Raw genomic sequence first — 11,234 nt, forward strand, 5'->3', positions numbered from 1 at the left:
TGTAGGGAGTTGAAATCATGGCCCCAAGCGCCATGAGCCGTTGGACAAAGGCACTGTCTGAAGCCCAGCCGGTCCCGTACTGGCTGGACGACCCCGGAAAGCCCCACCCCGAGCCCGCGCTCACCGGCCCCGAGACCTGCGATCTGCTGGTCGTCGGCGGCGGGTACAGCGGACTGTGGACCGCGCTGCTCGCCAAGGAGCGCGACCCCGGCCGGGATGTGGTGCTCCTGGAGGGCCGCGAGGTGGGCTGGGCCGCCTCGGGCCGCAACGGCGGCTTCTGCGCCGCCTCCCTCACCCACGGTCTGGCCAACGGGCTCGCCCGCTGGCCGGACGAGATCCACCAGCTGGAGGAGCTGGGCGCCCGCAACCTCGACGAGATCGAGGCGGCGGTCGCCCGCTACTCCCTGGACTGCGACTTCGAGCGCAGCGGTGAGATCGACGTCGCGACCGAGACGTACCAGGCGTGGGAACTGCGCGACTGGTACGAGGAGATCGAGCGCCAGGGCCTCGCCGAGGGCGTGGAGTTCCTGGACGCCGACGCGGTGCGGGAACAGGTCGACTCACCGACATTCCAGGCGGGCCTCCACGACCGCCGCGGCGTCGCCATGCTCAACCCCGCCAAGCTCGCCTGGGGCCTGAAGCGGGCGTGCCTGGGGCTCGGCGTCCGCGTCTACGAGCACACCCCCGCCCTCACCCTGAAGCCGTACGGCGCCGGCATGGCCGTACGCACCCCCTACGGCCGGATCCGCGCCCGCCAGGTCGCACTCGGCACGAACATCTTCCCGAACCTGGTCAAGCGGGTACGGGCCTACACGGTCCCCGTCTACGACTACGCGCTGATGACCGAGCCGCTCACCGACGAGCAGCTCAAGGAGATCGGCTGGCAGGGCCGGCAGGGCCTCGGCGACAGCGCCAACCAGTTCCACTACTTCCGGCTCTCCGCCGACAACCGGATCCTGTGGGGCGGCTACGACGCCATCTACCCCTACGGCGGCCGGGTGCGCGCCGAGTACGACGACCGCCCGGAGACCTACGCCAAGCTCGCCGACCACTTCTTCACCTGCTTCCCGCAGCTGGAGGGCGTCCGCTTCACGCACGCCTGGGGCGGCGCGATCGACACCTGCTCGCGCTTCTCGGCGTTCTTCGGCACCGCGCACCACGGGAAGGTGGCGTACGCGGCGGGCTACACCGGCCTCGGCGTCGGCGCCACGCGCTTCGGCGCGGACGTGATGCTGGACCTGCTGTCGGGGGAGGAGACCGAGCGCACCACGCTCGAAATGGTCCGCAAGAAGCCGCTGCCCTTCCCGCCGGAGCCGTTCGCCTGGACCGGCATCGCGCTCACCAAGTGGTCGCTGGCCCGCGCCGACCAGCACGGCGGGCGGCGCAACCTGTGGCTGAAGACCATGGACCGGCTGGGTCTGGGCTTCGACAGCTGACCTGTGACCCACTTCACTCCGACGAGTGAAGCAAACCCGCGTAATGCCCGGCAGGGGACCTCCCTCTCCCTCGTGACGCAGAAGGCGTCCACGACGGAAGAAGGAGGTCCCCGTCATGACAGGGGCGAAGACGGCGGTCGAATGGCTGGCATCCGTGGCTCCGGATCCCGAGGCCTGCCGCTGGGAGTGGGAGCGCAACCCGCTCGGGGTCGCGCTGCTGCCCGCCGGCAAGGCCTGGGACGTGCTCATCCTGCCGGGCGAGCTCGGATATCCCACCCTCGATGTGCTCACCCGCATCCTCGACCAACCGGGCCCGGTGCTCGTCGACTTCGGCGACGCGCGCATGGGCTTTTTTGTGCCGCCGGGCACGGCCGCCCGGTGGCTCGGCACCGGCATCCGCACCGCGGGCGCCGGCACCTGGATCGTGGTGCCCTACCCCGGCAGGTCCACCGGCGGCGTCCGCTGGCTGGTCCCGCCGGACGGCTCCGGCACCCTCACCGATCCGGCGCTCCTCGAACTGGCCATGCATGAGGCGGCGGCGGGTCTGGCGACGGAGGAGGACGGCTAGCCGGTCCGGGCCGAGGATCAAGGACCGAGGATCAGGTCGAGCGTCACCGCACTCTCGTCGGCCGCCCGTGCGGCCGACGCGGACCCCCATCCGCGAGCGGTTCGTTTCGTTGGTCCGTGATCTACCGGCGGAACCGCTGCTTCCTTGTACTTGAGCGGTAACAGACGCGCACGACGCGCAAGTTCGGATCGATGCGTGCCCCAGACTCGGCTCGTCATCAGCAGTCGACAGCGGGCCGGACACGGCCTGTCACGGGGGCATCATGAGCGCGCTTGCTCGCAAGGACCGCAAGAACCGCACCAACCGCAGAGGCCGGCAGTTCTACGTCCTCGGGGCTGCGGCGGCCGCCGCGCTGCTTGCGACCACGGCGTGCGAGTCGGACACGGCGGACGAGGGCAAGTCCTCGGACCGGCCGAGCGCGACGAGTTCGGCGACGTCCGCCGAGACGGCCCCGACGGAGCCGGACGACAGCGGCAGCACAGGAGAAGAGGGCGGCGACGACAGCTCCACCACCCCTCTCTGCACCATGGAAGACCTCTCCGTCTCCGCGACGGACTACGACGGGACAGGCGAGAACGTCCGGCATGTCCTCCTCGTCGTCACGAATGCCGGCGACAAGAAGTGCGATGTCCAAGGCGCCCCCGAGGTCACGCTCGGCGACGCCCAGGGCCCGGCCCCCGTGCTGGAGGGAACCGACTCCGCAGAGGCGGTCACCCTCGCTCCGGGCGCCGAGGCATACGCCGGGCTGCTGGTCAGCGGCGGTGGGATGGACACCTACGAGGCGACGCGCATGACGCTCGGCCTCGGGAGCCCCGGCGGGGAGAGCGAGCCGGACGAGCCGGTCGACGTCCCGATGCCCGTCGATGTGCTGTCGGCGGACGACGGCCAGCGGGTGACCGCCTGGGCGGGCACCGAGGGCCTCGCGATGCGCCCCGTCACTCAGTCCTGACGGATCGGCCGAGCAGCAGGACGAAACCGGTCAGTATCACGGTGGACAGACACCAGCTCGCCACCACGTCCAGCGGCCAGTGATAGCCGCGCCGGACCAGCCCGTAGGAGACGCCGAGGACGGCGAGGCCGTAGGCGACGACGAGCGTGCGGCGGGTCCAGGCCGTGCGGAGCCAGGGCAGCAGGAGCAGGACGGCGGCGCCGTACGCGACGGCCGCCGTGGCCGTGTGGCCGGACGGGAAGTAGCCGGTGGCCGGTGGCACGACCGGGGTGCCCGGGCGGTCGGTCAGCTCCTTGACCGGGACGACCAGGGCCGGGACCAGCGCCATCAGCAGGGCCGCGGCCGTGGCAGGCCACCACCAGCGGTCCGCACCGGCGCGCCGGGACCGCCGGGCGACATGGATGAGCACCGCGCCGAGCACGGGCACCGCGACCTGGACATTGCCCAGGTCGGCGAGGAGTTCGGAGGCGCGGTCGGGGTGGACGAGCGCTCGGCTGAGACGTTCGTCCACCCGCACCAGCGGGCCGTCGGCCACGACCTGCCAGGTGATCAGCGCGAACAGCAGGGCGGGAAGCCCGAGAAGTCCCAGAAGGGAGAGGAGGGAGGTCGGCCGCCCCGGAACAGGGGGGGTTGTTGCGGGGCGGCCGTCCGGATCGGATGGCCGCGCGCCCCGGGGGGTTTGGGGCGGGCGACTGTCCGATCGGTGAGGAGATCCGGAGCCGGAGGCTCCGTATGTGTGCGCGAGGGCACGACCAGGTCGAAGCTGGGGAGGCCCCGGCCTGATGTCGCCCACAGTCCCCTGTGGGCGGGGTGTATCTCTCATCTGGGTAGAACCTACGACAGGGGGTGCGCCCAAGACAGTCGGAATCGAGACCTGACAGCCACCCCGCACACCTTCTTCACACCCTCTGCCGCTCACGGCCCCAGCCCCGGAACGAAAGCGCTTGTCAGGGCTGGGGCGGATGTGACGCGGCTCAGATGCGGGCGAAGGCCTGCTCGATGATGTCGAGGCCCTCGTTCAGCAGGTCCTCGCCGATCACCAGCGGCGGCAGGAAGCGCAGCACGTTGCCGTAGGTGCCACAGGTCAGGACCAGCAGGCCCTCGGCGTGGCAGGCCTTGGCGAGCGCGCCGGTGGCCTCCGGGTTCGGCTCCTTGGTGGTGCGGTCCTTGACCAGCTCGATGGCGATCATGGCGCCGCGGCCGCGCAGGTCGCCGATGATGTCGAACTTCTCGGCCATGGCGGTGAGGCGGGCCTTCATGATCGCCTCGATGTTCTTCGCCTTGGCGTTGAGGTCGAGCTCCTTCATCGTCTCGATGGAGCCCAGCGCACCGGCGCAGGCGACCGGGTTGCCGCCGTAGGTGCCGCCCAGGCCACCGGCGTGCGCGGCGTCCATGATCTCGGCGCGGCCGGTGACGGCGGCGAGCGGCAGACCGCCCGCGATGCCCTTGGCGGTCGTGATCAGGTCGGGGACGATGCCCTCGTCCTCGCACGCGAACCACTGGCCCGTACGGCAGAAGCCGGACTGGATCTCGTCGGCGACGAAGACGATGCCGTTGTCGTTGGCGAACTTCACGATCGCCGGCAGGAAGCCCTTGGCCGGCTCGATGAAGCCGCCCTCGCCGAGCACCGGCTCGATGATGATCGCGGCCACGTTCTCCGCGCCGACCTGCTTGGTGATCTGGTCGATGGCCTGGGCGGCGGCCTCGGGGCCGGCGTTCTCGGCACCGGTCGGCCAGCGGTAGCCGTAGGCGACCGGGACGCGGTAGACCTCGGGCGCGAACGGACCGAAGCCGTGCTTGTACGGCATGTTCTTCGCCGTCAGCGCCATCGTCAGGTTGGTGCGGCCGTGGTAGCCGTGGTCGAACACGACGACGGCCTGGCGCTTGGTGTACGCACGCGCGATCTTGACGGCGTTCTCGACGGCCTCGGCGCCGGAGTTGAACAGCGCCGACTTCTTGGCGTGGTCACCCGGGGTGAGCTCGGCGAGGGCCTCGGCGACCTCCACGTAACCCTCGTACGGCGTCACCATGAAACAGGTGTGGGTGAAGTCGGCGAGCTGCGCGGAGGCGCGGCGTACGACGGCCTCGGCGGACGCGCCGACGCTGGTCACGGCGATGCCGGAGCCGAAGTCGATCAGGCGGTTGCCGTCGACGTCCTCGATGATGCCGCCGCCGGCCCGCGCGGTGAACACCGGCAGCACGGAACCCACGCCCTGCGCCACCGTCGCGACGCGGCGGGCCTGCAGCTCCTGCGACTTCGGGCCGGGGATGGCGGTGACGACGCGGCGCTCCTGCGGAAGGTCGGTCATGAGGGGCTCCTGGGGGTTTTGCGGATGCTTGTCTTCTCTTTTCTCGCAGGCTAGGACGGGGAGAGGGGGGTGGGCATGCTCCATGTGGGCGTTTTCGGTGTGCCCGGTTGTCCGTGGTGGACATAGCGGGTGTCCGGGTCCGTCCCGCGCGCCGGAGCCGCAAACGGTGAACTCCCCTTGCGGGGGCGTTAGATTGGCTCGCTGATGGTGGACGGAACGGCTGGTCAGGGGGCAAGGGCGATGGACAGCGACGGGACGCAGGACGCGCGGGGTACGCACGCGACGCCTGTGCCACGATCACGCTCCGCTGTGCCGCCGAGGCCTTCGATGCCGCCTCTGCCAGACGGCTCCGCCTTCCTGGCCTGGCTGCGCACGCCCCGGCCGGAGGCACTGCCCGGCGTTTGGCGGTTCGGGCACAAGCCCAGGCCGGAGGAGGAGCCTGAGGAGATTCCGGCGCGGCAATTGTTGAGCGGGGCGCTGATCGCGTTCCTGTGCGGATGGCTGCTCTGCTCGCTGCTGTGGAATGGTTACCTAGGTGGCTTCTGGCAGTGGCCGTGGTACGCCTTGGCTCCCGATTCCTGGACGATGGGGCGCTCTGGCGCACTGGGGACCCTTTCGTGGGTTTATTCAGGCCTCGTGTTCGCGGGCATTTTCGCGGTGTTCGGGAAGATCGGCCGCTGGAGCGAGGTCTGGCGCCGCTACGGCCCGTCCGCCTGGACCCGCCGGGCCCCCGTGGCCGAGCGCCCGCCCGCCCCCGAGCAGGACCCCGCCGAGTGGCCGCAGCTGCGCGCCGCCGGTGCCGTCGACGCCGCCGAGCGGCTCTCCGGTGAGGCGAAGGCCGGGCTCATGCGGGACGTCGACCACGCCCGGATCGCCCGTGCCTGGCAGAGCGTGCGCAGTGGCAGGCACGACCTGTCCACCTTCACCGGCGCCGTGCTCAGGGACGGCGCCGCCGCCTGTCTGCACCCCTCCGGCGCACGCGATCTGCCGGCCCGGCTCTCCCGGCACGACCTGGTCACCGGCCAGGTGCGCCTCGGCACCACGGCCGACGACGCCCGCAACCCGTACGCCTACCGCGGCACCGGCCTCGCCCTGGGACCCGAGCTGCTCGGCACCTCCCTGCTCGCCGTAGGGCCGGCCGGTTCCGGCAAGTCCGGCACCGTCGTCCGGCCGCTCGCCGAGTCGCTGTGCCTGCACGCGCTCGCCGGGCGCGCCGCCGTGGTGGTCGTGGGCGCGGCGGGCGCGGGGCTCGGCCCGGCCGACGCCTACGACGTCGTCGTACGCATCGGGAATCCGGAGTCCGTGTACGACCTCGACCTGTACGGCGGGACCACCGACCCGGACGAGGCCGCGGCCGTGCTGGCCGAGGCGCTGGCCGGGGACCTCGTCGACCCGCACCCCGGGAGCGACAGCCGCCGCTCGACGACCGTGCTGGCGCAGTTGCTCGGGCCGTTCCGGGCGGTACACGGCCGCTTCCCGTCCGTGCCGGAGCTGCGGCAGCTGCTGGACGGGGCGCCCGGCCCGCTCGGGGAGCTGCGCACGGCGCTCCAGGGCTCCGGGCAGGATTCGCTGCTGCGCGAACTGGACGCCAGGGAGCGGCAGATGGCGCATCCGGGCGATGTCGGGGGCGTGCTCGCGGACCGGGTGGCGCTGCTCGACCGGCCGGCGTTCGCCGGGTTCTTCGACACCTCGGGGCAGTCGCGGCCCTTCTCCCTCAAGGCCCTCGACCACCCCGTACGGGTCCGCATCGACCTGCCCGCGCGCGGGCATGCGGACGCCTCGCGGATGCTGGCGCGGCTCGTGCTCGCCCAGTTCAGCGCGAGCGTGGCGGTGCGCGAGGACCGGTCGCTGTTCGCCTGTCTGATCCTCGACGACGCCACCGGTGTGGTGACGCCGGAGGCCGTGCGTGGCATTCAGCGGCTGCGGTCCGGCAACGCCGGCGCCGTGCTGACCCTGCGCACCCTGGACGACGTGCCCAGGCCGCTGCGCGGGCCGTTGCTCGGGGCGGCCGGGTGCCGGATGGCGCTGTCCGGGCTGACGCCGTGGGACGGGCAGGACTTCGCCGAGGTGTGGGGCAAGGAGTGGACCGAGGCGCGGGACGTCACCGACCGGCAGATCATCGCGGAGACCCCGGCCGGCAAGGCGCTGCACGCGGTGCGGCGGGTCATCACCGGCAAGGCGCCGACCGCGCGCGCGGTGACCGTGCGCCAGGTCGAGCGGGAGCGCTGGTCGGCGTCCGAACTGGCGCACGCCGTGCCGCCCGGGCACGCGGTGCTGTCGCTGACGAACGTGCGGGGCGAGCACGCGCCGCCGCTGCTGGTGGATCTGCGGGAGTGAACGGTCACCTCGTGACCGTACGGTGAGGCAGAATCGGCATAGGTCGTTCATACGTAGCGGCCAAATGATCACAAGGATCACGCCGACTTCACCGACCTGAAGACCAGAAGACCTGAAGGCCTCATGCCCCCCACGCTCGCCTCGCTCGTCCACCACTCCGCGCTCAAGCTCACCGTGCGGGCGGGCGGGGACCGGCTCGACGTGCCCGTCCGCTGGGCGCACGTCAGTGAGCTCGCCGACCCCGTCCCCTACATGGAGGGCGGCGAGCTGCTGCTGATCACCGCGCTCAAGCTGGACGCGGAGGACCCCGAGGCCATGCGCCGCTATGTGAAGCGGCTGGTCGGCGCGGGCGTCGTCGGACTCGGCTTCGCCGTCGGCGTCAACTACGAGGACATCCCGGCGGCGCTGGTCGAGGCGGCCGAGCACGAGGGGCTGCCGCTGCTGGAGGTGCCGCGCCGCACACCGTTCCTCGCCATCAGCAAGGCGGTGTCGGCGGCGATCGCGGCCGATCAGTACCGGGCGGTGACGGCAGGCTTCGCCGCCCAGCGCGAGCTGACCAAACAGGCGCTGACGGACGGGCCCGAGGGGCTGCTCGGCGCGCTCGCCTCACAGGTCGACGGCTGGGCCGCGCTCTACGACGCGTCCGGCGCCGTCGTCGCCACGGCGCCGGAGTGGGCCGGGCGGCGCGCGGCCCGGCTCACCGCCGATGTGGAACGGCTGCGGGAGCGGCCCGCGCCGGCCTCCTCGGTGGTGGGCGGGACCGGTCCCGACAACGAGGACCGGGTGGAGCTGCACAGCCTCGGCACGGGTCGCAGGCCGCGCGCCGCGCTCGCGGTCGGCACGGCGGCGGCCCTCGGCACCGCCGAGCGCTACGCCGTCCACTCGGCCATCGCCCTGCTCACCCTGACCACGGAACGCTCGCGGTCCCTGCACGCCGCCGAGCAGCGGATCGGCGCGGCGGTGCTGCGGATGCTGCTCGCCGGGGAGCCGGACCACGCCCGGGCGGTCGCCGGGGACCTCTACGGCGGTCTCCTGGACGCGCCCTTCCGGATGATCGTCGCCGAGTCGGTGGCGGTGTCGGCGGCGCTGGCGGCCGTGGAGCCCGCCGAGCGTCCGCAGTCCACCGCCAAGCCGTCGGCGGCGGCACTGGCCGCGGCGACCGACACCAACGGCGATCCGCTCGGCGCGCTCGCCGAGGTGGTGGAGGCCGCCGCGGCGCGGGCCGGGGAGGCGGTGCTCGTCGTGCCGGAGGGGGAGCGGCTGGTGGTGCTGGCCGCGGACTGCGGGGCCGCGGTCGCCGCGATCACTGAGTACGCGACGGCGCTGGAGGCGGCGCGGGCGGGTGCCGCGGTGCGGGAGACGCAGGACGACGAACTGGTCGTCGGGCTCTCGGCGCCGGTCGGGCCGATTGCCGCGGCCGCCGCGTACAAGCAGGCCGAGCAGGCGCTGTCGGTGGCGCGCCGGCGCGGTCGGGTGTGCGTGGAGCACGAGCAGCTGGCGGCCGGCTCCGTGGTGCCGCTGCTGGCCGACGACGCCGTACGGGCGTTCGCGGACGGCCTGCTCCGCGCCCTGCACGAGCACGACGCGACCGGCCGGGGCGACCTGGTCGCCTCCCTGCGGGCCTGGCTCTCCCGCCACGGCCAGTGGGACGCGGCAGCGGCGGACCTGGGCGTACACCGGCACACGCTCCGGTACCGCATGCGCCGCGTGGAGGAAATCCTCGGCCGCTCCCTGGACGACCCGGACGTGCGCATGGAGCTGTGGCTGGCGCTGAAGGCGACGTCGGCGGAGTAGCCGGTCGGCGTTCCCCGGCCCGTCCGGCGTTTGTGGACGAGGCCCGTTCAGGGCCGAGGCGGGGGTCTGGGGGCGCAGCCCCCGGCGGGGTCGAAGGGGTGGAGCCCCTGGGGGACGGGACGGGTAGGGGCGGCGGGGGCGAGAAACACCCCACCCCGCCACTCCGGCAAACCCTGACCCCCCACTACTACGACTCGGACAAACGCCCGCGCGCCCCCGCGCCCCTACCGTGGACCCCGAACCAAGGAACACCCACCCCCAACGCGGAAGGGCCGGGACTCGACTATGACTTCCACCCACGCCTTCTGGCTCGCCGGCCGCCAGGTCACCGGCGAGGACACCTTCGACGTCACCTCGCCGTGGGACGGCCGGCTCGTCGGCAAGGTGAGCATGCCGAACGACGCCCAGGTCGAGGAGGCCGTGGCCGCCGCGTACGCCGTACGGGACGAGTTCGCCGCCACCCCGGCGCACGTCCGCGCCGCCGCCCTGGACCACGTCAGCCGTCGTCTCGTCGAGCGCACCGAGGAGATCGCGCAGCTGATCTCCGCGGAGAACGGCAAGCCGATCAAGTGGGCGCGCGGCGAAGTCGGCCGTGCCGTCTCCGTGTTCCGGTTCGCGGCCGAGGAGGCCCGCCGCTTCAACGGCGGCGAGGCCCAGCGCCTCGACACCGACCTGGGCGGCCAGGGCCGGCTGGCCCTCACCCGGCGTTTCCCGAAGGGCGTCGTCCTCGGCATCGCGCCCTTCAACTTCCCGCTCAACCTGTGCGCGCACAAGATCGCCCCGGCCATCGCCGCCGGCGCGCCGATCATCCTCAAGCCCGCCCCGGCCACCCCGCTCTCCGGCCTGATCATCGGTGAGCTGCTCGCCGAGACCGAGCTGCCGGCCGGTTCGTGGAGCATCCTCCCGGTGTCCAACGACCGTATGCCCGCCCTCGTCCAGGACGAGCGCCTGCCGGTGATCTCCTTCACCGGCTCCGAGAAGGTCGGCTACGCGATCATGGAGTCGGTGCCGCGCAAGCACTGCACCCTGGAGCTGGGCGGCAACGGCGCCGCGGTCGTCCTCGCCGACTTCGCGAGCGACGAGGACCTCGACTGGGCCGCCACCCGTATCGCCACCTTCTCCAACTACCAGGGCGGCCAGTCCTGCATCTCGGTGCAGCGCGTGATCGCGGACGCCTCCGTCTACGACCGGCTGCTGCCGCGCATTGTCGCCGCCGTCGAGGCCCAGGTCACCGGTGACCCGAGCGACGCCACGACCGACGTCGGCCCGCTGGTCAGCGAGGACGCCGCCAAGCGTGTCGAGGCGTGGGTGCAGGAGGCCGTCGAGGTCGGCGCCGCCCTGCTCACCGGCGGCAAGCGCGACGGTGCCTCCTACGCGCCGACCGTCCTCGCCGACGTACCGGCCGGCACCAACCTGGCCTGCGAGGAGGTCTTCGGGCCGGTCCTCACCGTGCAGAAGGTGGACGGCGAGGCCGAGGCCTTCGCCGCCGTCAACGACTCCAAGTACGGCCTCCAGGCGGGCGTGTTCACGCGCGACCTGCAGACCGCCTTCCGCGCCCACCGGGCCCTGGAGGTCGGCGGTGTCGTCATCGGCGACGTGCCTTCCTACCGTGCCGACCAGATGCCGTACGGCGGCGCCAAGCAGTCCGGTGTGGGCCGTGAGGGCGTGAAGTTCGCGATGGACGACTACACCTACGAGCGGGTCCTGGTCCTCACCGGCCTCGCGCTCTGACCTGCCACGGACGGGTCAGAAGGACGGCCGCAGCCCACTGTGCGGGGGCTGCGGCCGTCGGCCTTTGCCGCAGGAACCCCTAGCTAATGGGAACCATTTTCAGGTAGTGT

Annotated in this window: 8 protein-coding genes; 6 read left to right on the forward strand and 2 right to left on the reverse strand. The window is 72.5% G+C overall.

What is annotated here, in order from left to right:
- The first annotated feature begins 17 nt into the window (after positions 1 to 17).
- The 3 genes from AB0Q90_RS39530 to AB0Q90_RS39540 all read left to right on the forward strand — a co-directional run bounded on the left by AB0Q90_RS39530 (position 18) and on the right by AB0Q90_RS39540 (position 2,953).
- Entirely contained in the window at positions 18 to 1,436 is a 1,419-nt protein-coding gene (locus AB0Q90_RS39530; RefSeq protein ID WP_363165241.1) for an FAD-dependent oxidoreductase, read from the forward strand.
- A gap of 115 nt (positions 1,437 to 1,551) precedes the next feature.
- Entirely contained in the window at positions 1,552 to 2,004 is a 453-nt protein-coding gene (locus AB0Q90_RS39535) for a hypothetical protein (protein ID WP_363165240.1), read from the forward strand.
- 262 nt (positions 2,005 to 2,266) lie between these two features.
- Entirely contained in the window at positions 2,267 to 2,953 is a 687-nt protein-coding gene (locus tag AB0Q90_RS39540) for a DUF4232 domain-containing protein (protein WP_363165239.1), read from the forward strand.
- Here the strand turns inward: AB0Q90_RS39540 and AB0Q90_RS39545 are convergent.
- Positions 2,940 to 3,746, reverse strand: coding sequence for a phosphatase PAP2 family protein (locus AB0Q90_RS39545; protein ID WP_363165277.1), 807 nt, complete (start codon positions 3,744 to 3,746; stop codon positions 2,940 to 2,942). The genes AB0Q90_RS39540 and AB0Q90_RS39545 overlap by 14 nt on opposite strands.
- A gap of 181 nt (positions 3,747 to 3,927) precedes the next feature.
- Positions 3,928 to 5,262, reverse strand: coding sequence for a 4-aminobutyrate--2-oxoglutarate transaminase (gene gabT, locus AB0Q90_RS39550; protein ID WP_363165237.1), 1,335 nt, complete (start codon positions 5,260 to 5,262; stop codon positions 3,928 to 3,930).
- A 240-nt stretch (positions 5,263 to 5,502) separates the two neighbouring features.
- Here gabT and AB0Q90_RS39555 point away from each other — a divergent pair, with 240 nt between their 5' ends.
- From AB0Q90_RS39555 to AB0Q90_RS39565, 3 genes are all read left to right on the forward strand, one after another.
- Entirely contained in the window at positions 5,503 to 7,599 is a 2,097-nt protein-coding gene (locus tag AB0Q90_RS39555; RefSeq protein WP_363165236.1) for an ATP-binding protein, read from the forward strand.
- Positions 7,600 to 7,722: 123 nt separating this feature from the next.
- The gene (locus tag AB0Q90_RS39560) at positions 7,723 to 9,393 is read left to right on the forward strand and encodes a PucR family transcriptional regulator (RefSeq protein ID WP_363165235.1); all 1,671 of its coding nucleotides are present in this window, start codon (positions 7,723 to 7,725) and stop codon (positions 9,391 to 9,393) included.
- Positions 9,394 to 9,678: 285 nt separating this feature from the next.
- A complete protein-coding gene (locus AB0Q90_RS39565) occupies positions 9,679 to 11,124 on the forward strand; it encodes an aldehyde dehydrogenase family protein (RefSeq protein ID WP_363165234.1) in 1,446 nt (481 codons plus the stop codon).
- The last annotated feature ends 110 nt before the right edge of the window (positions 11,125 to 11,234 follow it).

Origin of the sequence: Streptomyces sp. NPDC079141 (assembly GCF_040686775.1) — a bacterium.
GTDB lineage: Bacteria > Actinomycetota > Actinomycetes > Streptomycetales > Streptomycetaceae > Streptomyces.

Coding starts and splice junctions, on each gene's coding strand:
- AB0Q90_RS39555 (WP_363165236.1), top strand. CDS start 5,503: ATGGACAGCGACGGGACGCAGGACGCGCGGGGTACGCACGCGACGCCT.
- AB0Q90_RS39560 (WP_363165235.1), top strand. CDS start 7,723: ATGCCCCCCACGCTCGCCTCGCTCGTCCACCACTCCGCGCTCAAGCTC.
- AB0Q90_RS39565 (WP_363165234.1), top strand. CDS start 9,679: ATGACTTCCACCCACGCCTTCTGGCTCGCCGGCCGCCAGGTCACCGGC.
- gabT (WP_363165237.1), bottom strand. CDS start 5,262: ATGACCGACCTTCCGCAGGAGCGCCGCGTCGTCACCGCCATCCCCGGC.
- AB0Q90_RS39535 (WP_363165240.1), top strand. CDS start 1,552: ATGACAGGGGCGAAGACGGCGGTCGAATGGCTGGCATCCGTGGCTCCG.
- AB0Q90_RS39530 (WP_363165241.1), top strand. CDS start 18: ATGGCCCCAAGCGCCATGAGCCGTTGGACAAAGGCACTGTCTGAAGCC.
- AB0Q90_RS39540 (WP_363165239.1), top strand. CDS start 2,267: ATGAGCGCGCTTGCTCGCAAGGACCGCAAGAACCGCACCAACCGCAGA.